We start from the raw sequence: 24,762 nt of genomic DNA, 5'->3' as shown, positions 1-24,762 counted from the left end.
CGCTGGACTTCACACTGCTCAGTTCCAGCAAATCTGCCATTAACGGCATGAACGAGAAGATCGACAAACGGACGAACGGCTATAAGCGACGTCAAGAAGCACTCCTGCCGGCTCCGCAGGTAATCGTATCGATGTTGGATCGTGCGCTTACCGCTGGAGCCACGGCCTCCTACGTCTTGATGGACAGTTGGTTCACGCACGCGCCCCTCATTGGCGAAATCGTTTCTCGCGGGCTCGACGTGATCGGCATGGTCAAGAACGACAATAAGCGTTTCCTTGTTCAAGGCCGGAAGCTGTCGCTCAAAGAACTATATGCGGCAGCGTCTCCGGTGCAGAGTAAGAAACGGGGCATCCTCCGTTCGATTCAAACCGAGCTTGCCCCCGGCATACCGGTTCGCGTGGTATTCGTCCGTCATCGTACGAAGAAGAATGAATGGCTCGCGGTACTGTCGACGGATCTTTCCCTCTCCGTGGAGGACGTGATCCGTATTTACGGGATCCGCTGGGACATCGAGGTCTTCTTCAAGTGCACCAAGTCGCTGCTTCGTTTGCAGAAAGAGTTTCAAGGTCGCTCCTATGATTTGCTGATTAGCCATACGACCATTGTGTTTTCACGCTATATTCTGCTGGCATGGCAGCACCGGCAAAGTACAGATGCTCGCTCGTTCGGCGGCTTGTTTTATGTTTTGTGCGACGAAGTTGGCACGTTGGACTGGGCGATCGCCTTGCAGCAACTGCTCGATCTGATCAACGAAACCGCAACGAAAGCAGGAAAAAAGCTTTCGGCTCTGATTCAACGTCAACTCCAGCAATGGATTGCCGCTTTACCCAACTACATTAAGGCTTGTTTGCCCATTTCATGCTGCGAAAGTTGAGTTAATAATAATAATCAGTATCATGACCAACGGCACGGCTGTGAATCCGCTCCATGCGAAGCAGCGTGACATAGGGAGGAAATCAGGTGAAAACGCAGTCCCGGCTTGAAGTGGGGGAATTGGAATACGTAATAAAAAATTTTTATTTTTCCATAGAGCAGTCACCCCATTTCACGAGTTCGATCCGAATCGTCGATTTGCTTGACGGTGAAAAATGTGCGTCCTACTTGGATGAATTAACTATGGTTCTCCAGTCTCCGTCAAGAATGATTACCGCCTCGCAATTCGCCAAGAGGTATGCTTTTTTAACCCTTGCTCCCGGGTTATACGCTATGACGATATATAATAAAGGATTGGATTTATCTATTGAAAACAGCCTTCTTGAATCGTCCGCAACGCTCAAAAAATCGTGGTCGGCCCGTCTATGCGCGCCAGATTTGCAGGTGAACGAACCTGCGGCAGGGAAGCGCGATGAATGGCGCGATGAAACGATAAGAAATCTGTTCGCGGGGCATTTGGCAAAACTGTGGCGTTCCATTTCGGAGGCCGCCGATATTCCAATGGCTATTTTATGGGAAAATACGGCTGTTCGTTTATATTCGCTCTATGAGAAACGAATGGGGGAAGGGTCCGACTTACAGGAAAACAAGCGCATACAGGAGGATTTCAAATATCTGATTAGTACAGCGCCCGGGACCTTATTCGGGGAAACGGATAATCCAATGGCAAGGTATTACTATCCTGCATGTACGATTTCTTCTGCAGTTCAACCGGTTCGTATGCGAAAGACATGCTGTTTCTACTATAAAGTTTCTCCTGACGAAGGCTACTGTTCAAACTGTCCAAAGGTGAAGCATTTGTAGCAATTAGGACTCACTGACACTGAAGAAGTCCGTATATGGTCGGGCCTTATTTTCGGGGCAAACCTGCTGACCACTTTTATTTTTTCATTGGTATGGGGAAAGCTTGGAGACCGGTATGGACGTAAATTAATGCTCATCCGTGCCAAGCATCGTTCAGGAATTATGGCAGCTCATTGTGCTGCGATTCTGTACGGGTGTGTTCCTTGGCGGCATGACCCCTTCCATCCATGTCCTGATTCGTCGCTATGCGCCGAATGGCATGGAAAGCCGTACATTCAGCTATTCCCATTGTGCCTTGTTTCTGGGAGGTATGGTAGGGTCCATGGGGATGGGGGTGGTCGCGTCTTATTTTGGTTTGCCGATGATTTTTATTTTTTCCGCCGTTCTCTTGCTGATCAACCAGACGGTTGCAAGAAAAATCGTTGCCGATGCAGCCGTTCTGAAGGAATAATAAAAAACGGATCCGAACAAGGAAATCGGGAAAGATTTGTCGAAATCATATATAATGAGAATGATTATTATTCACGAAAAAGGACGAGTACAAATGGACAACGGCTCACATCTTTCAATGCAGCTCGCTGCTTGCCAGTTTAGACTGGAAGATATTCAACACGTAAACTCGAATGAGTCCATATTTCAACATGATCATTCGTTGTACGGCATGCTGCTTTTTAAGGAAGCCGAAGGAAGCATTGTCATCGACGGACGGAGCTATTCCTTGCAGCGGCAGAAGATTTTTATCGTATCTCCCGGCACCTATGTCAAACTGTTCATTCAAAATGAGCAGGCGGATTATTATTACATACGGTTTTATGCGCTGCGGCCTGCGGGCCGGGGGCATTTCGTTCTTGCGGAATTGAAATGTCCGGATGAACTGTTTGCTTCGCATTTTCAGTTTCTGATCGACATGGTTCAAAAGATGGAGATAAAACATCGTAGTGACAATAGCTGGGATGCCATGAAAGCGAATATTATGTTTCAAGAAATGATCATCACGCTATTCAAGGATACCATTCAGGAAGAGAAGTCGGATTTGCAGCAAGCGATTCGTCTTACATTAGATTATATGGAACAGTACTATCCTTTAAACATAACCCGGGAAAAGCTTGCTGAAATGACAGGTTTGAGTGCGGATTATTTCTCGCGGGCCTTCAAAAAACAGGTTAAAAAAAGTCCGATGAAAGTTTTGACTGAAATCCGGATTAATCAAGCCAAGCAATTGCTGGTCCAGTCCGGTGAATCGTTTCGTTCGATTGCCCAAAGCGTCGGCTTTAGCGATGAATTTTATTTCAGCCGCAAGTTTAAGGCAGAAACAGGCTGCTCGCCGATGAATTATGTGAAAAAAATCAAATATTCCGGTAAAATTGCTTCGCTTAATCATCAAACTACAGGTCATTTGATTGCGCTGGACATCGAGCCTTATGCCGCTATCATCAATAACGCTTACCCCATCACTACCCGGTTACGCAACACCATAGCCGTCGGCCACTTCAATCCCGATTTGGAAAGACTGATGACCGCCAAGCCGGACTTAATTGTGGCGAGCGGTTCCCGCCAAGTGGAAAAATCACCGAAGGAGAGAATATTTAATCAAATCGCACCGACGATAACGCTTCATTTTTCCAAAGACTGGAGAGTTCATTTTCAGACGATAGCAAAGATCGTCGGCAAAGAAAAGGAAGCAAACGATTGGCTGGAGCGTTACGATTGGAAAGCAGACACGATCCGAAAACAAATCAAAAGCAAAATAGGAGATGAAACCTTCTTAATTGTTGGCATTGGCGAAGGGAAAATGTGCGTGTATGGTCTGCGAAACATGGGGTCGGTTCTTTATGGCGATTTAGGGTTGGCCGCTCCCAAAGGTGTATCGGGGATTGCTCACTATAAGGAGATATTGCTGGAGGATTTGTTGGAGTTTGATGCGGATCGTATCCTGTTAACCAGCTACAGGCACGATGGTACTGCACATATGGATCAGGCCATCCGGAATGAAGTATGCGCGTTATATGCCAACAAACAATGGCATGCGCTAAAAGCGGTCAGGAACAAAAAAGTTTATTTTATGTATGACAGCCAGCATCTTTATACAAGCTATAATCCTCTGTCACATGATTTATTTCTGGACAAAATGCACCAGCTGTTGATGGCAGATGCCGCTGCAGAAAGATCTGTATTGTCCAAAAAGTGATCAAAAATCTCCATGTTCATTATGTGGTACATCCTTATAATGAGAATAAGAATCAATATCATTAATAGGTACACCAAGAAAAAGGAGAGGTACACAAATGGTTAGACGCCAAAAATTAGTATTGATGCTGGCGGCGATGTTCGTATTGATGCTCGTGATCGCCGGCTGCGGGGGGAATCAGCAGGGGGGAGAGGCTTCTCAGCCGCCACAAGTACCAGAAACCGAAAATCAGGACGCCAGAGTCGTTCAACATGCCATGGGCACGACTGAAATTAAAGGCACGCCTAAAAACGTGGTCACCCTGTTTCAAGGGGCTACGGACGCTGCCTTGGCGCTGAAAGTTAAGCCTGTGGGAGCCGTTGAATCCTGGATCGAACAACCCTGGTACAATTACATCAGAGCCCAGATGGAAGGGGTAACTAACCTGGGTTCGGAAAACCAGCCGGACTTGGAAAAATTGGCTTCAATTCAGCCGGACTTGATTATCGCTTCCAAGACACGCCATGAGAAGATTTATAAGCAATTATCGGCCATCGCGCCAACAGTCATGACAGAAGAGGTTCATTTGTGGAAGGATACGTTGGCTCTGACATCAGAAGCTTTAAACAAAAAGGATGAAGAGAAAAAATTTCTGGAAGAGTGGAATCGGAAGGTAGCCGATTTTAAGGAGAAAATGGGCGATAAATTAAAATTGGAAGCCGGCATCGTTGACTTCCGGGTAGATCATGCCCGAATTGTTTATACCGGATTTTCAGCTCTCGTTTTGGACGAGTTGGGAATCGCCCGGCCAGCCAGCCAGAGGGGAACGGAATGGGGAGTCCAGCTCACATCAAAGGAAAGTATTCCGCAAATGGATGCAGACATTATATTTGATCAGACGAGTACGACAAGAGATGACGGCCGACTGGATTTGAGAAAAGCATGGAGCGAGCATCCGCTGTGGAAAAAATTAAAAGCCGTTCAAAACAACAGAGTATTCGAGGTGGATACGGCGGTATGGAATAACGGCTCCGGCCCGTTAGCGGCTATGGAGATGGTAAATGATCTCTATGAATTCTATGGTTTAAAATAGCATATTTTGATGAGGAGGCTGTTGAACAACGACGGGATCAACAGCCTCTAAGAAGTTTCTTCCTTAAATTCCGCTTCGTTTCATGAAGGCTGTGGAGAGAATGAAACCTCAAAGAGGAGGGTCTTTGTGAGTCCATTATTACACCAGACATCTTTAAAAGCTTCGGGTTTGGTGTTTGGTATTTTAATCCTTGTTATTTCTTTTATACTGAGTATCGTGCTGGGAACAACGAAAATCAGCTTTCTCACGGCTATCGAGTCGTTTATCCATTATGATATGTCATCGGACGAACATGTGATTATCCAAACGACACGGTTACCCCGCGCTTTATTTGCCGCTATGATAGGGGGGAATTTAGCCGTTGCGGGCGCTCTGATGCAGGCGTTGACCCGGAATCCTTTGGCTTCTCCAAGTATTTTCGGCATTAATTCGGGTGCCGTTTTTTTTGTGGTAATGGCGTTAGCCTTTCTCCCGGTCTCTTCCCTGGATCAATTGGTATGGGTCGCCTTTTTTGGAGCGGGTATTGCCGCTTTGACCGTTTATTACCTCGGTTCTCTGGGTCGGGACGGCATGACTCCGATTAAAATCGTACTAGCCGGCGCGGCGATGACAGCCTTGTTTACTTCTTTTACTCAAGGGATGCTGGTTGTCAATGAAACGGGCTTGCAAAATGTGTTGTTTTGGTTAGCCGGTTCTGTCGCAGGCAAATCGGCCGAGGGGTTAATTCCGGTCTTGCCGTACATGATATTCGCCGGGATCGCCGCGTTGGTACTGGCACAGCCTGTCAACATTCTTTCTTCGGGAGAGGATATTGCCAAAGGATTGGGGCAAAGAACAGGCCTTGTGAAAATATCGATTGCTGTTACGGTCATTTTATTGGCGGGCAGCTCTGTTGCGGTTGCCGGTTCCATCGGCTTTGTAGGTCTCGTTATTCCGCACATTGCCCGCTTTCTGGTGGGTGTTGATTATCGCTGGATTATTCCTTACAGCGCAGTACTGGGGGCTATCTTGTTGCTGCTTGCAGATATCGTCGCTCGTTTTGTGATTATGCCTGGAGAGCTGCCGATCGGAGTAATGACGGCATTAATCGGAGTGCCATTTTTTATCTACATTGCCAGGAAGGGGTTTCGCTCGAAAGGGGTTTCGCAATGAAGCGGCTGGTTGTTTTTCGAAGCAAAACGGGGCGCTTTTCTTTTCTTGTACAGAAGAAAACGATGATTGTGCTCTCCGTGTTAACGTTATTGTTATTATTTGTATTGATGATGAGTATCGGGCTGGGCAACAAGGGTACTTCTCTGGCGGACGTGTACAAAACGATCCTTGGGCAAGGGACGGCCGTGAATTTGCTGATTATTGGGACGTTAAGGCTTCCCCGTATTATTCTGGCTGTATTGGTCGGAGCGGCTCTGGGGGTTTCCGGATCGATCCTTCAGGGCATTATCCGCAATCCGCTGGCCTCGCCGGATATTGTCGGGATTACAGGAGGGGCCACATTTGCGGCAGTGGCGTTTATTACCTATTTTGCGGGGACGGTAAGCATCCAGTGGCTCCCGGTAGCAGCTTTTTTGGGGGCCGGCTTGGTCTCGATCGTTATTTATTTGCTGGCATGGAATAAAGGAGTTACTCCAACAAGGCTGGTGCTGATTGGGATTGGGATTTCAGCGGCGACAAGCTCTTTAACCATGCTAATGATCGTTCTCAGCCCCATTAAAGCAGCCGGTCAGGCCTATATTTGGTTAACCGGAAGTATTTACGGTGCATCGTGGGATAATGTGTATGCTTTGCTGCCTTGGTTGATTATTTTATTCCGCTGGCCCTGATTTATTCCAGACACATCAATGTTCAAGAGCTGGGGGACGATATTGCGATGGTTTTAGGGGCTCCTGTTCAGCATCACCGATTAATGCTGCTGTTCATCAGCGTGGCGTTGGCGGGTTCAGCCGTGGCCGTAGCCGGAGCGATTGGATTTATCGGCTTAATTGCTCCGCATATCGCCAGAAAGCTCGTAGGCGCTTCGTTTGGCGGCTTAATTCCGGTAGCGGCTCTTATTGGCAGCCTGATGCTTCTGATTGCCGATACGTTTGGCAGAACGGCTTTTCTCCCACTCGATATTCCCGCGGGCGTGTTTACTGCGGGTGTAGGTGCACCCTTCTTTATCTATCTGCTTTATAGAAATCGCAATAAATAAAATATGCACAAAAAGCCAGCCAGTTTTTGCACTAGCTGACTTTTTTTTATGAAAAGCAGCGTGCCCAATTGCCAGGTCTGCTCTTCTAAATCTCATAACCGTTAATGTACATCGCCGTGATTAACAAACTTAATATTTTCCACTCTTACCAAGGTTTCGCCGGAAGGTATCACAAGCTGATAGTTTTCATTGGTTTGTGCCATCAGCAGTTGAAAGCCTATAGGAGATAAGAAAGATATCAGGTTTTTATTGGGATCCGTCCGATGCGGGAATACAATCGTAAGAGATTCCGTTGATCCATCGTCCAGATATCGCAAATCTACTTGGCTTCCTATGAGCGCCATGGAATTCAGATTTTCTTCGGTTAGATCCTTGATAATCCTTTCAAGCGTCGAACAATATACTGATATTGTCTTCTCCACATTGCGGCGTTTTTGGTTAGGCTCAGGGAAATACTGGTTGAGGAAATTCAGCTTTTCATCGTCAAAATAAACCAGCTGATTCACCAGTTGCAGCCGGGAACCTTGATACATAAGACTATGGTTCATAGTAGATTTCCCCTCCTTTACGAAGCAAACCATATACTCTGAAGTTAAAGCCACTTACCATCGAAATCCCTCCCATGTAAATATAGGTCTCCATAAGGGAGACCTTCAGATTATTGTACCAAATCTTGCTGGTAAATCCAATCATTTTAAATCCGGCCAAACCTGGCAGCCGATCCGGAAAGCAATCACGATTCCTTCATTTCCGAGTGAAACATAAACAGAAAAACATGTCGAGGCAGGAAGCCACGACATGCTTATAAAAAGGAAATGGTTATTCGGGAATATAAGGCAATTCGCCGACCTTTGGTATGTTAATGACGTGAGTTTCGACATAGGAGAGAATGCCTTCCGGACCATATTCACGCCCTATGCCGGACTGCTTAACCCCGCCGAATGGAAAACGAACGTCAAGTCCCTGTACGGCAGCGGTGTTAATCATGGTTGTACCTGCTTCGATTCGCCGTGCTACCCTAAGGGCATGCTCTTCCTCGCCCCATACGGAGCTCGTCAGACCATAAATACTGTCATTGACTAAGGAGATGGCTTGGTCATCATCATCGAAGGGCAGGATCGGGACGGTGGGACCAAACTGTTCTTCCACGACGATAGGGTCATGGTATCCGGCTCCCAATACGACAGTCGGTTGCAGGAAGTAACCTTTTTCAAACAGTTCCGGATCAAGAATACGTCCCAACTTGATCACTTGGGCACCCCGGTTTTGAGCATCGTCGATTAAGCTCCGTACAAACTTAACCTGACCAGCGTTATTCACTGGGCCAACGGTAACGTCCGGGTTAAAGGGATCGCCCACCCGAATCCACTTGTTCGCCGCCTCAATATATTTCTCCACGAATTTGTCATAAATTGAGCGATGGACATAGATTCTTTTCGCAATCATACAAATTTGTCCGGCAGTAAGGAAGTTTGAGATCACGAGGCGGCGCATCGCACGTTCATCGTTCACGTCGAAATCAGAAAGAATAATCGCCGCATCATTTCCGCCTAATTCCAATGTCATATCCTTAATAGTATCTGCCGCGGCTTTCATGATGGCTTTTGCCGTCTTGGTTCCGCCGGTGAATGCGATTTTGGAAACCTTGGGATGAGAGGTCAGTTCCACTCCCACATCCGATTCGCCGTGGACCATGTTAAGCACGCCTGCCGGAAACTCGGCTGCAATCATCTCAATGACTTTGCTTACAGCCAACGGGGCAAGGGGGCTCGGCTTGAGCACCATGGTATTGCCCGCCAACAGCGCCGGAGCGATTTTAATGGTCGAAAGGGAGAGCGGATAATTCCATGGTGTTATGGCGGAAACGACACCTATCGCATCTTTGGAAATAATGGTTTTTCCGTTCTCATGCTCCTGTACCTGATCTTTAAGCACTTCCTTAGCCGTGTTGCAGGCATATTCCATCCACATCAGGGAAATCGCAAGCTCACCTTCTGCATCGTACAGAGGTTTGCCATGCTCACGGGACAGAAGCTTCGAAATTTCCGGGCTAGCATCTTTTAGCTTTGCAATGGCGCGCTGCATCCGTGCAATACGTTCCTCGATGGGTGTCTTGCTCCAATCGGGGAAAGCCGCTGCCGCAGCTTCAATGGCTTCAATGGCCTCCTCGCGTGTGTTCACAGGGCCGTAGCCGACAATTTCGTTGGGGTTCGTCGGATTCTCGCGGGAATACTGTTTATCTGTTTCGACTTTCTCGCCATTGATGATCGCATGAACAACAACCGGTTGATTCACCATAAAATAACCCTCTTTCTAAATTAAATTAAGACTTAAGTACATCATGGTCAACATAACGTTCGCCATTTAACTCACTTATGACATTAATCGCCACTTTCGCGCCATCGCCGGCTGTGATAATGGTATGAACGCTTACCCCTGCTGCAGTTCCTGCCGCCCAAATGCCTTTTTTGTTTGTTTTACCATGGCTGTCGACGGAGATCACTTTCTTTATGCGCGGTTCTGTGCCTTCTTTTGTGGCCAAGCCAATTTTTTCGGCCAGATCAGTTAGGACGCCCGTAGCCAAAATCACTTGATTCGATTCAACGGTTTGATTGTCCAAATGAATTTTAAAACCTGTTTCTGTTTCCGTAATATTATCCACTGTAGCTGTAACCATTTCCGCCCCCAATTTGCTTGCCTGTTTTTTTCCTGTTTCTACAAGCCCGGGTCCTGAGATTTCGAGTACGCCATAATGGTTTTCAACCCAAGCTCTTTTCGTCATGGTTTTGTCATTATCAATCAATAACGTTTTTTTACCGGCTTTAGCGGCAAAGAGTGCAGCGGTTGCTCCGGCAGGGCCTGCACCGATAACAGCAATATCGTACATCGTTCGACACTCCCTCTAATGAGTATATGGTTGTTATAGCAACTTTAGTGCTCGCAAAGTCTCTATATGAATATACAAGAGCTGCATGATGGCAGCGATATGCAGGATTTTATGTGACATTATGGCTTATCTTTGTAAGGATTCTTTTTAGTTCCTTTAATTCTTCATTTGTAATCTCATTTTTTACCAACTCATTAAACTTCTCAGTGAGAGGAATAATGTGATTGCCGAGTTGTTTTCCTTCTTCCGTCAAATAAACGATCAATGATCGACGGTCGTTTTTCGGACATGCTCTTCGGATAAATCCTTTTTGTTCAAGATTAAACAACATCCGTGCAACATTGGTTTTATCCTTTACGAGCAGTTCCGCAATTTCATTTTGGGTAAGGCCATCCTTCTCCCAAAGAAGCATCATAACCAGATTTTGTTCAGGCGCCAGGTTGTATGGAGCCAATTGCTTTTTAATGTAACTGGTCAAGGTTAAGTCGGTCTGGTGAATAAAAATGCTGATATATTCATCTAACAACTTCAAACAACCACCTCCTTGTTGCTATAACAACAGTTGTTACAGATACATTATATTATGCAAAATTTTTGATGTCAATTTTTTTTCACATTTTTTCTTATGGTCCATTGTGAAATGCTGCAAAACGGAGTTTGATTTTCCGCTAACGCCTCTCATCCTGGCTGTTGTCCTTGGCAAGATGATCGAAACAAACTTAAGGCAATCTCTTTTAATCTCCAAAAACGATATGACGATTTTCTTTACAAGGCCGTTATCTTTAACTTTTATGATCTTGACCATTCTCATTCTTTGCTTTCCTGTGATCAAAAAAATATATGAAATAACCGTTGCCAAAAAGAGAATACAAAAGTACGACGAGGGCGTGCCGGAATAATGGCCTTTATGGACGATGTAAGTCGGTTTTGCAGCTCGATTGGATATGAAGATTTGCCTGCGGAAGTGGTGGAAAATGCCAAAAAAGCGATTATTGATACGCATGGCGTTATTTTCACAGGGTATGAAGAGCCTGTCACCAAAATACTCGTTGAGTGGGTAAAACAACAATCTGCGGCTCCGAAATCCACTGTCCTGGGGTATGGTTTTAAAACATCCGAAACTTTAGCGGTATTACTAAATGGCACCATGGGTCATGCCATTGATTTCGACGATGTACATGCGGGTTTGAGAGGCCACCCCAGTTTACCGGTATACGCTGCCGTTCTGGCTGTTTGCGAAGCTGAGAACAAAACCGGCAGAGAATTGATTACGGCTTTTGCCGTCGGGGTAGAAGTCATGACAAAGCTGAGAAATTATTTCAATCCATCCCATAACATCAGAGGGTGGCATCCCAGCGCGACACTCGGTGTGATTGGTGCTGCGGCAGCCGCAGGGAAATTGTATGGATTTGATCAAATGCAATTTAAAAAGGTATTCGGACTGGCAAGCTCTATGATGTCGGGGTTAAAAATAAACTTCGGAACGATGACGAAGCCGTATCATATAATCGGGCAGCACGCCGAACATCGCGGATGGGTCAAGTGGATGCGCACGTGGATGTTCCGTTATCTGTTCCCCCGCCAGAACAAGATGCGCATGCTCGGCTTGGCTTTGCAAATCTATCTAAAGTCGGGGTTCAGGCGGCTCGCGCAAAAACTTCGGGTCACCCGGCTATTCGGCAAAAATTTGAGCCAGATGGAGCGGATTATACCGGATGCTTCCTAATAAAGGCGTTAATGGTTTGCCTCCCGTGTCAAGGACGTCAGCCTGATTTTGCTGGAAAAAGGACGAGTACCTGAATTTGCGGCATGGCCTGGGGAAAAAATTACTTACCAGGATTCCTGCCATTTGCGCAACGTGATGCGGTCATCCGCTGCGCCGCGCCAACTCATGAAACGCATCAAAAACGTTCAGTTCGTAGAGTTGCCCCAGTCTGACCAATGCTGCGGTTCAGCAGGAATATACAACCTGGTTCATCCGGATATGGCAGCGCAAATTCTCGACCATAAAATGGAAAATGCGAGGAAAACAGACGCCCAATATCTGCTTACCAGCAATCCCGGCTGTTTGCTGCAAATGAAACTTGGCATTGAAAGGGCCGATCTTACGGACAAAATGCAAGCCGTGCACATCGTTGACTTTTTATATGAACGAATGCCCAAATAAGTTCGTGATGGAAAAGAAAAATTGCAACAGATCGAATCCTCCAAAAAGGGATTTGATGAACAAATCCGGCCTGTTCTTCGGAACAGGTCAGGCTGTCGAGAAAGTCTCGACAGCTTTCTTTATGTTAAAAATGTTAATTACGACACCTGTTATAATAGAGGTAATCAAGTGAGGAGCGGAATCGCCGGAGGTCGATGAAAAGGGTAACATCGGTATTGACAGAAGATTTTGGCGATGCTATCATAACAAACATTAATCCATACTAAATACATGTGAATAATATGAAATAATTCGACCGGACAACCGGAGATGTGATCCTGAAGGAGGGTGACTTCGTTTTTTGTATTTCTGCATGAATTTAACACCTGCGTAATAGGGTTTACACTTGATTCATCATGACGTAAAAGAAAAAGGGAGGACAAATGTTAGTTGAAATTATATTTGGCGCTTCACTGTTAATACTTATGTTGGTTTTTTTTGTGCAATCTATGAAACTCCCGTTCTTAATAAAAAACGGATTAATGGGTGCCGGTTTTTTTCCGAGAATCCTGATCATCATTTTGATCGCTTTGATTATTTATTATTTAGTAGAGTTGATTTTGAAAAGAAGACGATATCCCCAAAAGGAGCCGGTCTTAAAATCAACCGTTTGGCAGCAGTGTTTTTTAATGGTAATGATGGCCTTCTCTTTGTGGGCCGGTGATTATTTAGGAATGGAGTTAACCATAGGTTTATTTCTGCTTGTGACTTTGGTTATGGTCGAAAAACTGTCATGGGTAAGAGCGGCCATTTTCAGTGCGGCAGCTACGGTATGCATTTATTTCATTTTTGATGTTTGGCTCGGACTAAATTTGCCGAAAGGGATATTGGGGTAGAAGGTGAAGTGAATGGAATTACAACTATTACTGCAAGGTTTTATGAATATATTGGACCCACAGGTTATTTTTTGGTGCGTTCTCGGGGTAATTATCGGAACATTGGTCGGCGCGCTCCCCGGGCTTGGTCCAACGGCTGGAGTAGCCCTGCTTCTGCCTCTAAGCTTCACCATCGGCGAGCTCAACGCACTAACGCTCCTCATGAGCATTTACCAGGGATCGATGTATGGAGGAAGCCTTACTTCCATTTTAATTAATGTACCGGGCGATGCCTCGTCGGCAGTAACGACTTTGGACGGTTACCAATTGACCAAAAAAGGCAAGCCCGGCATTGCGCTGGCATTAAGTGCGATTGGATCATTTATCGGCGGGACGATCGGTTTTATCGGATTGATATTTTTAACGCCGTATGTGGCCAAATGGGCATATGTTTTTGGCTCCCCTGAATATTTCGCGCTCATGTTATTTGCATTAATTGCCACAAGCGGTCTGGGCGACAAAAAATTAATCAAAGGTCTGATCGCCATGGGATTAGGATTATTAATTTCCATGATCGGCTCCGATTCCATTCAAGGTATTAACCGTTTGACATTCGGATTTTTCGAGCTTATGGACGGTATCGACTTTGTTGTTGTGGCGATCGGTGTTTTCGGTCTCTCGGAGGTGTTGATTTTAATCGAGGAGAAGGCGAAAAAATCGGAAGAATACAAAGGGAAGATTCCTTTTAGAGAACTGTTTCCGACCGTGAAGCAAATATTAAGGAACAAATGGAGTATCGTGAGAGGCTCTATCATCGGTTTTTTGGTTGGGATTTTACCTGGCGCCGGCGCTACGATTGCGACGTTTTTAAGCTATAATTTAGAAAAGAAATTGTCCAAAACTCCTGAAGAATTTGGAAAAGGTGCTGAACAAGGCGTAAGTGCTCCGGAATCCGCAAATAATGCTTCCGTTGGGGGGGCGCTAATCCCGCTGTTCAGCTTGGGAATTCCGGGTTCGGGTACAACCGCTGTTTTGTTAGGCGCATTGGTCATGTTCGGTTTACAACCGGGACCGTTAATGCTTCAAAAATCAGGAGATCTTGTTTGGGCAGTCATTGCGGGTTTAGTATTTGCGAACGTATTGTTATTCATTTTAAACACAGCTTTCGTACCTGCTTTTGCTATTCTTATAAAGAAAGCGCAGCCGTACCTGATTCCTTTGATCGCCGCTCTTTGCTTTATAGGTGTTTATACGTTGTCAAACAGCTTTTTTGATATAGGTTTAATGATGATATTCGGGCTCTTGGGCTATTTCATGAAAAAGTTTGACTTTCCGCTAACGCCTTTCGTTCTGGCTGTTGTCCTTGGCAAGATGATCGAAACAAACTTAAGGCAATCTCTTTTAATCTCCAAAAACGATATGACGATTTTCTTTACAAGACCGCTATCTTTAACTTTTATGATCTTGACCATTCTCATTCTTTGCTTGCCTGTGATCAGTAAAATATATAAATTAACGGTAACGAATAGGAGAATAACAAAGCACGAAGGGTAAAATTCGGAATAATGGCCTTAATGGACGTTTTAAGTCTATTTTGATGAAAGAGGCGGATGAACAATCCGCCTGCCCCCTTGCGTATCCTATTCATTGGGCTTATTTCCCCGAGCAATCATTTTCACTTGTTTCCTACATGCAAGAATTATTTCAAGAAAGCTCGGACATCGTGTTTCGTTCTTTTTCGATCGGCAAGAAGCAAGAGATCCAAGCTTTTTTAGTCGCTATTGACGGCTTATACGAAAAAAAACACGGTAAACGAAAATGTTCTTAAACCCTTGATGAATCTTGATTTTCAAGAAATCAAAGGAACAGAACTGCTAACCTATGTTGAAAAAAACGTCCTTAGCATGAGCAGTATAAAAAAGAGAGATCGATGAAAAAAGGTATCGCCTTGCTGATGCAGGGGGATCCTATTTTGTTTGTTGACGGTTTAGACTACGTTTATGTTCCGGGTGCCCGGGCATGGGAAATGCGGAGCATTGATGAACCGGTTACCGAAACCACCGTGCGCGGCCCCAGAGAAGGATTTGTGGGATATATCGAAGAATTTATCGAGGATGCTCCGTTCTCCATTTTCCCGACAATCTCCAATACCGAAAGGCCTGATGTGGTTGCCGCACGTTTGCTCGAAGGAAGAGCGGCTATTTTCATTGGTGGAAGCACAACGGTTTTCATTGTGCCTCATCTCATGCTGGAATCATTCCAGTCGGCAGAAGACTATTATTCACGTCCTTATTATGCGACAATGCTCCGCTTTCTGCGATTGTTTGCTTTTTAAACATGGGTTTTTCTTTTTACTGCAGAATATGCTAAGCTTCAAATAACAAAAATAACCAATGGAACAAGGAGGCGATGCTTCTTGACAACAAAGCATAAACCCAACCGACTGGCCAACGAAAAATCTCCCTATTTGCTGCAGCACGCTTACAACCCCGTAGACTGGTATCCGTGGGGAAAAGAAGCTTTCGACCGGGCGAAAAAAGAAAACAAGCCGGTGTTTCTGAGCATCGGCTATTCCACCTGTCATTGGTGTCACGTTATGGAAAGAGAATCGTTCGAGGATGAAGAAGTGGCGGAGCTGCTGAACCGCGACTATGTTTCGATCAAGGTGGACCGGGAAGAGCGTCCGGATGTCGATCATCTGTACATGTCCGTTTGTCAAGCGATGACCGGACAGGGGGGGTGGCCGCTGACGATCATCATGACTCCGGAGAAGAAGCCGTTTTTTGCCGGAACGTACTTCCCCAAGGCCCGCAGATATGGGCGTCATGGGTTGATGGATATTTTACCGCAAATCGCCGGGAAGTGGAAGGAGAATCAGGACAAGGTGATCGAGATCGGCGAGCAGGTTGTGGAGGAGACGCAGAAGCGGCTGATCGCCAATCTGGAGGGGGATTTATCGGAGGAGCTGCTGGATCGCGCGTTCGAGATGTATGAACGTATGTTTGATTCAAGCTACGGCGGGTTTGGGGATGCGCCGAAGTTCCCTACGAGCCATAATTTATCGTTTTTGCTGAGATATTGGAAACGGACGGGCAATGAGAAAGCGCTGCATATGGTGGAGAAATCGCTTGATGCGATGTTCCGCGGAGGCATGTACGATCATATCGGATATGGCTTTGCACGGTATTCTACGGACGAGAAGTGGCTGGTGCCGCATTTTGAAAAGATGCTGTACGATAACGCTTTGCTGACGATGACGTATGTGGAAGCGTATCAGGCGACGGGAAAGCGGTGGTACGCTGACGTGGCGGAGCAGATTATTGCTTATGTGCTAAGGGATATGACCGATCCCCAAGGCGGGTTCTACTCGGCGGAGGATGCGGATTCGGAAGGGGAGGAAGGGAAATTTTATGTCTGGTCTCCTCAAGAAGTGAAGCAGGTGCTCGGGGAGGAAGAGGGAGAGCTGTACTGCGAAGTCTATGATATTACGGAAGACGGCAATTTCGAGGGGCACAGCATCCCGAACCTGATTCACGCTACGGTAGAAACCATGGCCCGCCTGAAGCAATTGGACGAATCAGAGCTGAAAGAGCGGCTGGAGGCTTCCCGTCAAAAGCTTTTTGCCCACCGTGAGCAGCGCATCCATCCGCATAAAGACGACAAGATTCTGACCTCCTGGAACGGTCTGATGATCATGGCTTTGGCCAAAGCGGCCAAGGCGCTGGATAACCCGGAGTATGCCGATGCGGCAAAGAAAGCGGCCGCTTTCATATTGACGAAGCTGCGCAGGGAGGATGGAAGGCTCTTAGCTCGTTACCGTGACGGAGAATCGGCTTATCTCGGCTATGCCGACGATTACGCCTTCCTGGTATGGGGATTGATTGAGCTTTATGAGGCTACGTTTGAGCCAGACTATCTCCGTCAGGCGGTAGAGCTGAATGACGAGATGCTGCGGTTGTTCTGGGATGAAGCCAAGGGCGGCTTGTTCTTTTACGGAGAAGACGGGGAACAGCTCTTCACGCGACCGAAGGAAATCTACGACGGCGCTATGCCGTCGGGAAATTCGGCTGCCGCGCTAAACCTGCAGAAGCTGTCGCGCTACACCTACAATGCGGCATTGGCGCAAAAAGCAGAGCAGCAGTTGAAAGCCTTCGCCGGATCGGTGGAGCGCTATCCTTCAGGTCATGCGTTGTTTCTGATGGCAGTAGACTTTGCGTATGGAGCGCCGACGGAAATCGTGATCGCCGGAGATCCGGTAAAGGACGATACCCAAGCGATGATCCGGGAGGTGCGGCAGTCATTCCTCCCGAACGCGCTGACGATTCTTCGAACGTCCGATCCGGCCGTTGCTGAAGAGACCGGACGTTTGATCCCGCTCGTGCAGGATAAACTGCCGCTAGGTGGACGGGCAACGGTCTATGTGTGTGAAAATTACGCATGCCAGTCTCCGGTAAGCGATCTTGAAGAGCTGCGGGAGCTGCTAAATTTATAAAGAGTTCTTGCAAGGCCGAGGGATCAAATTTCCTCGGCCTTATTTATGTTCAGGCCCCTGAATGCGGGAAATCCTGTAACCAGGGGTTGACCGAACCTGATAGATTCCGGTACGATTTCTAAGAGAAATGGCAATCTAAACCAAAGGAGAGGTCATAGGCTTGATTAGAAAAAAAGATGGGCAGTGGCGGTTGCATTGGTTAGCGCAATGGGATTTGCCTTGATCATGATGTCGGTACTACGAGACGATGTAAACCGATTGGAACGCTTGGGGCCAAGCGAATATGGCGGCCGATGCTTCGTCCGGGCCTTCGATATGGCTTAGTGCGGTCAATCTTCTCGGTTCAACCGCGGCCTTCGGAGCTATTACCATTGCGGGTTCCGTGATGGTGTGGGCTTTGCGGCGCAGAAAAGAAGCGGTGGCATTATTGGTCACGGTAGCCGCGGCGTACTTGCTCAATACGGCGGTCAAATTATGGGTAGGGAGGGAGCGTCCCCTCCATGAAGGCTGGATTGACGCATCGGGCTTCAGCTTTCCAAGCGGTAATGCGACGGTCGGCATGGTAGTATACGGCATGCTTTCATATATTTTGGTGCGCAGCATCCGAACCCGATGGGGTCAATGGGCTATCATTTCCGCCGGAGCACTGATGATTCTCGGAGTCGGATACAGCCGGGTCTATTTTGGCGTTCATTACATAACCGATATTGCCGCGGGATATTTGGCGGGGCTTTTCTGTATCTCGACGGCTTTTCTGATCATCAGAGATAAGCGTACAGCAAGCTCCGGCTATCGTTACATAAGCTCCTACCGGAATTAGTTGAGCAGGCGGTCACCGGATTTCGGCACATCGAAAAAACGGACAACCGTTCCTTACGAGGAAACGTTGTCCGTTTTTATCATTTTATTTTTCTTGTATCATGGCATTCCAGAGCTCACGAGGCTCGTAGCCTAATCGCCATGCGGCGACACCGCCCAGATCATACTTCTTGGCAATGGCAAGACGGGCTTTGACCGATTCTTCATTTTCAAGCCAAAATACGTTGGTGAAGCCGTCCTGCTTGTACTCCACCTTGTATTGGTTAAACCGGCTGTCCCAAGTCATCGACGCCTTCTTCTCGGCAATCAGCTTGGACAGGTCCTTCATGAACAAGGCCCGGTTGCTGACCAGCTTGCCCGAGGAATCCACCTGCCATTCCCGAACGTAGAAGGGAATCCCCATAATCAGCTTGTCCCTTGGAATTCCGTAGGACAAAAACTCCTTCACGCCTTCCTCCACCCAAGAAAGACCTGCGACCGAACCTGGCTCGGTGCTGCCCTTCCAATGATGATCGTAGGTCATCGTAATGATGTAATCAACGATGCCTGCGAGCTTCTCGTGATCGAAAGCCGTTTTATCATTCCAGCTGAGGCTGCCGCGCGGCAGGTCGACCGAGATGATGAGCTTCTGTGCACGTGCTTTTTGCGTCAGCTCCTGCATAAACGCGGTGAAGCGGTCTCTGTCGGAACCTGCCAGATTCTCAAAGTCGATATTAAGCCCGTCTGCGCCAAGAGCAACCGCTTTGCTGACCAGGTCGTTGATAAATTTGGTGCGGGCCTCCGGCTTAGCCAAAAACTGAGTCGTCAGCGCCGAATCGAACTGGTTTGCGACAAGGGGATATACGGTATATCCCTGACGTTTGAGCCAAGCTACGGTTTCTTTGTTCGAGGAATCCGTGATGTTCCCTGTAGGGTCCGCGAGTTGGAAATAGGTCGGCGAAACGACATCAAGCCCTGAAGTGTTGTTGACATGAGCGCGAATCGTCGCATCGCTGGAGGTGCCGTTCCAACCCCAGAACTGCAGCTTGCGCAGGTTATCCCAAATGCTTATTCCGTCGCTGTAAGTGCGGATCGAAGCATTGGCATAGCCTTTGGCATACCGTAAAGCGGCAGGTATCGTAGAGAAATCGGCAATCCATTTATCGTTTTGGTACACTTGATAATAAGGATAATTATTCCAAATAGGACCGGATTTGCCGCCCACGGCCGGCGCATTGTCGTTCATGATTTTGGTGTGATCGTAAAGCTTGGCATAATTGATCGCATCATTCAAGCTGAGAAACGATTGAAGAAAGTTATCGTACTGATATACTTTGTAAGGTTTCACGTTGGAATAGACGACTTTACCGTTTTCCGCATTGCGAATGATAGAATTAGACCATTTCAGCGATTCGTTCACCGCATCGCCAAGGTATGCAAACTTCCAGCTATCTGCGGTGTATGTACCTTGGTAGACCTGATATATCTTCTTTCCGGAACGGCGAAGCTCCGATTTTCTGCTTTCCGTTACGTTATCCCATACCCAGCGGTTTGTATCCAAATCGACGATGTAGGAATTGGCCCATTTCTTGGCTTCGGCCATGGCTTCGGCCAAGGTTTGAAACTTCCAATGGTCCAGCGTGATTTCGCCTTGGTACACACGGTACTTCGGATAGTTATTCCAAATCCAACCGCCCGATTGCAAATCGCGCACACTGGAGAATCCCCATTTGGCGGCTTCCCTTATCGCCGCATCCCGCGTGGCAAATTCCCAGGCGGTTGAGCTGTAGCCGTGCTGGTAAACCTTGTAGCGGGGATAATTATCCCAAAGCCATTGACGTGTGGCGATGTCCTCGACATGGCTCCGATGATAGTTTTTGGCGTAATTTTCAGCAGATTTATAATCCGATGTCTCCAGTATGATGCGGGTATCCTGATAGACACGATACTTGGTCGTTTTGTCTGCGGCCATTACGGAGCCAGTGGAAGAAAAGAACAGGGTCAAGACCGACAAGGACAGCAATGCCTTGCGCTTCAACATAGATCAACCTCTTTCTAGTAAGTCTACTCTATTAAACGTAAAAAGAGGGTGATAAGTTGCGTTGGAAATGAATAGGGTATTTTCATAGATAAAATAGATTGTGAAATAAACGAAAGCCCCCTGCCAAGATTTTCTTGACAGGGGGCTGGGGCTGCTGCCGTTATTGTACGATGTCTGCAACGATTTCGTCTTCCAGGTTAAGCTGGATTTGATCGCGGAACACCCGCATGTTGTACTCCTTTAGCAGATACCGTTCGATCGCTTCCAGCATATTGGCGGCAATCAGAATTTGGCTGCGTCCTTCCGCATGCACTTCCGCCGAGAAGCCCAAATCCTCATCCCACATGAGCTCCACTTCAACCTGCGTGGGCTGAATTTGCTTGCGTTCAGCAATATTCAGGCAAATGGCATTGATGATATCTTGTTCCGAAAGTCTCATTAGCGCGCTAACCTCTTTTGAACAGAGTTTTATACATTACAAACGCTTCGGTTCTTCGTTGAGTTTTTCTTTTTTGCGGTCCTTGAAGAATGCGATTAGACGGAACACGATGAGAACCAGTGCCGCGATCGCAAGCAGGTTGACCATCATGCCGAGCATTTCGCCAAGGAAGCCCATACCGCCGAACAAGCCGCCGAACAGCATGCCTGCCAGACCGCCGATCATCAAGCCTTTCATCAAACCGCCGCCGAAAAATCCGGGTTTTTGCGTTGCCGTAGTACCAGCCTGTTGGTTGGACGTCGTCGATTGGTTTCGATTGATATTATTGTTTGGCGTTTGAGTTGTCGATCCCGAGCTTGGGCTGAAGCTTTTCTTCGAAGAGCTGTATGATCTTTTGGCGTCCGCCTGATCAGGCAGGGTGACCGTTGTAAACGATAAAGCGACCACGCTAGCCAACAGAATCATAGACAATTTTTTCTTCCACATCATGAGCATCCTCCAGTATATATAGTATTTTCAAGATGTAATACGATCAATGTTGACGATGGTTTCACATTTTAAACGAAAAGGTTAAAATAAAATTAAAATCTGATGAACGTCCAAAGGATGAATGCCGATGAACTTATACCCGAAAGCTTATATCGACTATTTGTTTCATTTTCATGCCGAGCGGGATTTTTTCGAATGTCACGAAGTGCTGGAAGAATATTGGAAGGAGCATCCGGAAGACCCGAACAGCGAAGCGTATGTCGGCCTGATTCAGGTGGCTGTTTCGCTTTACCATCAAAGACGGGGCAATCTGTCCGGAGCGGTCAAAATGCTAACCAGCGCCATCCAGCGGCTAGACAAGGAACGGCTGGAACGACTTGGCATCGATGGAGAGAAGTTCAGGGAGCGCCTTCAGGCTCGTTTGCAGGAATGCATGGATCCGGCGAGCTTCATCTACTCGGATCTGGACATCCCCTTGAAGGACGAGACACTGACAACCTTATGCGGTCAGGCTTGCGCCCGCACCGGCAAAGTATGGGGACAGCCAACGGATATGAACGATGAGTTTCTGATTCATAAGCATACCTTGCGCGACCGCAGCACGGTCGTGGCGGAGCGGGAGCTTCAGAAACAGCTCAAGCGGAAGCAGCGGTTGAAGCGGGAGACGGATGATGGAGAAGCTGAAATAAAAAAATCATCGCAGTGAAGGCCGATAACGCATATCGGCAGCTCCGCGATGATTTCAGTCCATGGATACGTTCAGCCGATGGCCTCATATCCGTTGGAGATGATGTCCAGGCGGCCCGTTTCCGGATGGATGATTAAGCCGTGCACGGGCAAATCTTTGGGCAGCAGCGGATGGTTTCTGATCAGCTTTACGCTGTTGACGACACCGTCGTGCACGTAATCGAAGCCGGTCAGAAAACCGTCAAGATTGATACCCGCATTCTGCAGCGTATCGATCAGCTCGCTCGTTACGCCGCGGCTGCGGGCTTTGTTCAGTACATCTTTCGCATTCAGTCCGGTCATGCCGCACTCGTAGTGGCCGACAACAAAGACCTCCTTGGCATTGAGCTCATAAACCGCCACAATGATGCTCCGCATAATACTTCCGAACGGATGGGAGACGATCGCCCCGGCATTCTTGATAATTTTGGCATCTCCGTTGCGCAGGTTCATCGCTTTGGGCAGCAGCTCGGTAAGACGTGTATCCATACAGGTCAGGATGACCATTTTTTTATCGGGAAATTTGGTGGTTTTAAACTGCTCGTACGCTTTGGCCTCCACGAATGCCTGATTGTGTTCGATAATATCGGATAATATAGACATCTCTAGTCCTCCCCAATAGGTCAAATCTATGATCCAGTTTTCTTTGCTCTTTATATTATCTTTTGTCCAAAAGCCGCATGTGGGCATTGAAAATTTGGCCGCCGCTTGTCAATACGAAGCAATGACCGCTCTTTTTGTAATCTATGGTCATGCGCTCCTCGAAAAACACTTCATGCTTGCGATCCATCAGCAGAGGGTAAGGCTCGTCCTGAACCGTGAAATCGTTGCTGTCGGGCTTGTCCGTAATCCATAACGTCGGCACGCCGCTGACCGCGCAGCCGCAGCCTTCCGCGTCATAGACCAGCTTCAGCTTGCCGCCGGCAGCGGCGCTCAACTTTGAATCAATCTCCCTGGCGGCCTCTTCGGTAAAAGTAATATGCATGGTGTTCACTCTCCTCCTCTATCTATCATACCCCATTTTGGAGAAATTTGCTTCTGTTTTCAAGAGGAAGTATGATCAAGATATACCGATAAAGGAAAGGGGCATGCCGAGTGACGACATCAAGCTTTGAAACAAAGTTGAACGACTTCAAGCACTATTTAAAAAAGATGAAAAGCTACGAGGAAGCCGTAGGACTCATCTATTGGGATATGCGCACGGGAGCGCCGAGAAAAGGGATTGCGACGCGTTCCGAGGTGGTAGGCGAGCTTTCCGGCGAGCTGTTCAAAATGTCGGTGTCGGATGAAATGGGAGCGTTTCTGGACTATTTTGCTTCCCCTGAGGTGAACGACCGGCTGGATCCCTTATATAGGAAGATCGTCAGCGAATGCCGGAAGGAGTACGACCGCAGTAAAAAAATTCCTCCCAAACGCTATCAGGAATACGTTGTGCTCACTTCCCAGTCGGAAGCGGCATGGGAAGCAGCTAAAGAACAGGCGGACTTTGCGGGCTTCCAGCCTTATCTGGAAAAAATTGTGGATATGAATCTGGAGTTTATCGATTTATGGGGTTACAAGGGACATAAGTATAACACGCTGCTGGATATGTATGAGCCGGGCATGACGGTGGAGAAGCTCGATCAGGTATTCGGCGCGCTCCGTGAGAAGGTTGTGCCGCTGCTTACTGCCATTCAGTCTTCGCCGCATAAACCGGATACGTCCTTTTTAAAACAGGAGTTTGATAAGGAAAAGCAAAAGCGGTTCAGCCTGTATATCCTGGAGCAAATGGGCTATGATTTTGAGGCCGGAAGACTGGACGAAACCGTCCATCCGTTTGCTACCGGTCTGAATCCGGGCGATGTGCGGATTACGACCCGGTATTTGCCCGACGATGTGAACAGTGCATTGTTCGGTACGATCCATGAGGGCGGGCATGCACTGTACGAACAGAACATTTCGCCGGATCTGATCGGCACGCCTCTGTGCACCGGCACATCGATGGGCATTCATGAGTCGCAGTCCCGCTTCTGGGAAAATATGATCGGCCGGAGCCGTCCTTTCTGGACCCAATACTACGGGAAGCTGCAGAACAATTACCCCGGACAGTTCGACCATGTCGCTATGGAGGACTTTTACCGGGCTACCAATGAAGTGAAGCCTTCGCTGATCCGCATCGAGGCCGATGAGCTTACATATAATCTGCATATTATGGTCCGCTACGAAATTGAAAAGGCATTGTTCAGCGGCAGCGTGAAGGTGGCTGACCTGCCGGAGATCTGGAACGAAAAATACCGCGACTACCTTGGAGTCGTACCGGCCCACAATGGGGAAGGGGTGCTTCAGGACGTGCACTGGTCCGGAGGCGCTTTCGGTTATTTCCCTTCTTATGCGCTCGGCAATATGTACGCGGCGCAGATCATGCGTACGCTTCGGCAGGATTTGGACATGGACGCCCTGATTCGGGAAGGAAATCTGCATCCGATCAAGGACTGGCTAACGGACAAAATTTACCGTCACGGCAAAAGCCTGACGCCAACGGAAATCATTACGCAGGTCACCGGAGAGGAGTTGAATCCCGACTATTTGGTGGATTACTTGCGCGAGAAATATTCGGATATTTACAGGCTCTAAACATTCATTCATTAACAAGGCATTCCTTGGGCATCCGGGGAATGCCTTATTCCATGTTGACGACTTTTCC

Annotated in this window: 24 protein-coding genes and 2 pseudogenes; 17 read left to right on the top strand and 9 right to left on the bottom strand. The window is 47.5% G+C overall.

Going from position 1 to position 24,762, the window contains the following annotated elements:
- From EXW96_RS05295 to EXW96_RS05265, 7 genes and pseudogenes are all read left to right on the top strand, one after another.
- On the top strand, positions 1 to 875 hold an 875-nt coding region (locus tag EXW96_RS05295), incomplete at its 5' end, for an IS4 family transposase (protein WP_174350049.1).
- A gap of 86 nt (positions 876 to 961) precedes the next feature.
- The gene (locus EXW96_RS05290; RefSeq protein ID WP_174350048.1) at positions 962 to 1,738 is read left to right on the top strand and encodes an IucA/IucC family C-terminal-domain containing protein; all 777 of its coding nucleotides are present in this window, start codon (positions 962 to 964) and stop codon (positions 1,736 to 1,738) included.
- 139 nt (positions 1,739 to 1,877) lie between these two features.
- Complete coding sequence (locus EXW96_RS05285; protein ID WP_174350047.1) at positions 1,878 to 2,189, top strand: MFS transporter; 312 nt, start codon at positions 1,878 to 1,880, stop codon at positions 2,187 to 2,189.
- A 93-nt stretch (positions 2,190 to 2,282) separates the two neighbouring features.
- Positions 2,283 to 3,926, top strand: a complete 1,644-nt coding sequence (locus EXW96_RS05280; RefSeq protein ID WP_254611222.1) for a helix-turn-helix domain-containing protein — start codon at positions 2,283 to 2,285, stop codon at positions 3,924 to 3,926.
- A 97-nt stretch (positions 3,927 to 4,023) separates the two neighbouring features.
- Complete coding sequence (locus EXW96_RS05275) at positions 4,024 to 4,998, top strand: ABC transporter substrate-binding protein (RefSeq protein ID WP_174350046.1); 975 nt, start codon at positions 4,024 to 4,026, stop codon at positions 4,996 to 4,998.
- 126 nt (positions 4,999 to 5,124) lie between these two features.
- On the top strand, positions 5,125 to 6,150 hold the full coding sequence (locus EXW96_RS05270) for a FecCD family ABC transporter permease (RefSeq protein WP_062408772.1): 1,026 nt from the start codon (positions 5,125 to 5,127) through the stop codon (positions 6,148 to 6,150).
- Positions 6,147 to 7,186: pseudogene (locus tag EXW96_RS05265) on the top strand (FecCD family ABC transporter permease). The gene EXW96_RS05270 and the pseudogene EXW96_RS05265 overlap by 4 nt, the downstream one beginning before the upstream one ends.
- A 101-nt stretch (positions 7,187 to 7,287) precedes the next feature.
- Here the strand turns inward: EXW96_RS05265 and EXW96_RS05260 are convergent.
- The 4 genes from EXW96_RS05260 to EXW96_RS05245 all read right to left on the bottom strand — a co-directional run bounded on the left by EXW96_RS05260 (position 7,288) and on the right by EXW96_RS05245 (position 10,605).
- Entirely contained in the window at positions 7,288 to 7,734 is a 447-nt protein-coding gene (locus tag EXW96_RS05260; protein ID WP_062408770.1) for a GreA/GreB family elongation factor, read from the bottom strand.
- 271 nt (positions 7,735 to 8,005) lie between these two features.
- A complete protein-coding gene (locus tag EXW96_RS05255) occupies positions 8,006 to 9,484 on the bottom strand; it encodes an aldehyde dehydrogenase family protein (RefSeq protein WP_174350045.1) in 1,479 nt (492 codons plus the stop codon).
- A gap of 25 nt (positions 9,485 to 9,509) precedes the next feature.
- Positions 9,510 to 10,073, bottom strand: a complete 564-nt coding sequence (locus tag EXW96_RS05250) for an FAD-dependent oxidoreductase (protein WP_174350044.1) — start codon at positions 10,071 to 10,073, stop codon at positions 9,510 to 9,512.
- A 109-nt stretch (positions 10,074 to 10,182) separates the two neighbouring features.
- On the bottom strand, positions 10,183 to 10,605 hold the full coding sequence (locus tag EXW96_RS05245; RefSeq protein WP_174350043.1) for a MarR family winged helix-turn-helix transcriptional regulator: 423 nt from the start codon (positions 10,603 to 10,605) through the stop codon (positions 10,183 to 10,185).
- 366 nt (positions 10,606 to 10,971) lie between these two features.
- On the opposite strand from EXW96_RS05245, the gene EXW96_RS05240 reads away from it, so the two are divergent.
- From EXW96_RS05240 to EXW96_RS05210, 8 genes and pseudogenes are all read left to right on the top strand, one after another.
- Positions 10,972 to 11,799 (top strand): MmgE/PrpD family protein, encoded by an 828-nt coding sequence (locus tag EXW96_RS05240; protein ID WP_217437249.1) that lies wholly within the window; start codon positions 10,972 to 10,974, stop codon positions 11,797 to 11,799.
- A 48-nt stretch (positions 11,800 to 11,847) separates the two neighbouring features.
- Positions 11,848 to 12,240, top strand: a complete 393-nt coding sequence (locus EXW96_RS05235; protein ID WP_302621099.1) for a (Fe-S)-binding protein — start codon at positions 11,848 to 11,850, stop codon at positions 12,238 to 12,240.
- A gap of 422 nt (positions 12,241 to 12,662) precedes the next feature.
- Positions 12,663 to 13,115: a tripartite tricarboxylate transporter TctB family protein gene (locus EXW96_RS05230; protein ID WP_174350041.1), complete on the top strand. Its 453-nt coding sequence runs from the start codon at positions 12,663 to 12,665 to the stop codon at positions 13,113 to 13,115.
- Positions 13,116 to 13,127: 12 nt separating this feature from the next.
- Positions 13,128 to 14,648, top strand: a complete 1,521-nt coding sequence (locus EXW96_RS05225; protein ID WP_174350040.1) for a tripartite tricarboxylate transporter permease — start codon at positions 13,128 to 13,130, stop codon at positions 14,646 to 14,648.
- Between the two features lie 364 nt (positions 14,649 to 15,012).
- Positions 15,013 to 15,171, top strand: a pseudogene (locus EXW96_RS28260) (spore germination protein); the annotation flags it as partial.
- Positions 15,157 to 15,429, top strand: a complete 273-nt coding sequence (locus tag EXW96_RS28030) for a spore germination protein (RefSeq protein ID WP_309225028.1) — start codon at positions 15,157 to 15,159, stop codon at positions 15,427 to 15,429. The pseudogene EXW96_RS28260 and the gene EXW96_RS28030, both read left to right, overlap by 15 nt.
- An 81-nt stretch (positions 15,430 to 15,510) precedes the next feature.
- Entirely contained in the window at positions 15,511 to 17,586 is a 2,076-nt protein-coding gene (locus EXW96_RS05215; RefSeq protein WP_174350038.1) for a thioredoxin domain-containing protein, read from the top strand.
- Between the two features lie 283 nt (positions 17,587 to 17,869).
- Positions 17,870 to 18,406 carry a phosphatase PAP2 family protein gene (locus EXW96_RS05210; protein ID WP_174350037.1) on the top strand — a complete coding sequence of 179 codons (537 nt, stop codon included), beginning with the start codon at positions 17,870 to 17,872 and terminating at the stop codon, positions 18,404 to 18,406.
- Between the two features lie 84 nt (positions 18,407 to 18,490).
- Here the strand turns inward: EXW96_RS05210 and EXW96_RS05205 are convergent, their stop codons facing one another.
- The 3 genes from EXW96_RS05205 to EXW96_RS05195 all read right to left on the bottom strand — a co-directional run bounded on the left by EXW96_RS05205 (position 18,491) and on the right by EXW96_RS05195 (position 21,353).
- Entirely contained in the window at positions 18,491 to 20,425 is a 1,935-nt protein-coding gene (locus tag EXW96_RS05205) for a glycosyl hydrolase family 18 protein (RefSeq protein ID WP_254611220.1), read from the bottom strand.
- Between the two features lie 160 nt (positions 20,426 to 20,585).
- Positions 20,586 to 20,864: a YxcD family protein gene (locus EXW96_RS05200; RefSeq protein ID WP_054819911.1), complete on the bottom strand. Its 279-nt coding sequence runs from the start codon at positions 20,862 to 20,864 to the stop codon at positions 20,586 to 20,588.
- A 36-nt stretch (positions 20,865 to 20,900) separates the two neighbouring features.
- Positions 20,901 to 21,353 (bottom strand): hypothetical protein, encoded by a 453-nt coding sequence (locus tag EXW96_RS05195; protein WP_254611219.1) that lies wholly within the window; start codon positions 21,351 to 21,353, stop codon positions 20,901 to 20,903.
- A gap of 127 nt (positions 21,354 to 21,480) precedes the next feature.
- Here EXW96_RS05195 and EXW96_RS05190 point away from each other — a divergent pair, with 127 nt between their 5' ends.
- Complete coding sequence (locus EXW96_RS05190) at positions 21,481 to 22,059, top strand: DUF309 domain-containing protein (protein WP_174350036.1); 579 nt, start codon at positions 21,481 to 21,483, stop codon at positions 22,057 to 22,059.
- A 53-nt stretch (positions 22,060 to 22,112) separates the two neighbouring features.
- Here the strand turns inward: EXW96_RS05190 and EXW96_RS05185 are convergent, their stop codons facing one another.
- Entirely contained in the window at positions 22,113 to 22,682 is a 570-nt protein-coding gene (locus EXW96_RS05185; RefSeq protein WP_054819917.1) for a beta-class carbonic anhydrase, read from the bottom strand.
- A 55-nt stretch (positions 22,683 to 22,737) separates the two neighbouring features.
- Entirely contained in the window at positions 22,738 to 23,064 is a 327-nt protein-coding gene (locus tag EXW96_RS05180) for an iron-sulfur cluster biosynthesis family protein (RefSeq protein ID WP_174350035.1), read from the bottom strand.
- A gap of 110 nt (positions 23,065 to 23,174) precedes the next feature.
- Here EXW96_RS05180 and EXW96_RS05175 point away from each other — a divergent pair, with 110 nt between their 5' ends.
- The gene (locus EXW96_RS05175; protein ID WP_174350034.1) at positions 23,175 to 24,692 is read left to right on the top strand and encodes a carboxypeptidase M32; all 1,518 of its coding nucleotides are present in this window, start codon (positions 23,175 to 23,177) and stop codon (positions 24,690 to 24,692) included.
- The last annotated feature ends 70 nt before the right edge of the window (positions 24,693 to 24,762 follow it).

The sequence above is a fragment of the Paenibacillus sp. JMULE4 genome (assembly GCF_013337105.1).
In the GTDB taxonomy this organism is placed as follows: Bacteria; Bacillota; Bacilli; order Paenibacillales; family NBRC-103111; genus Paenibacillus_G; species Paenibacillus_G naphthalenovorans.
The sequence above is the reverse complement of the archived record's forward strand: the minus strand, read 5'-3'. Positions and strand labels throughout refer to the sequence as shown.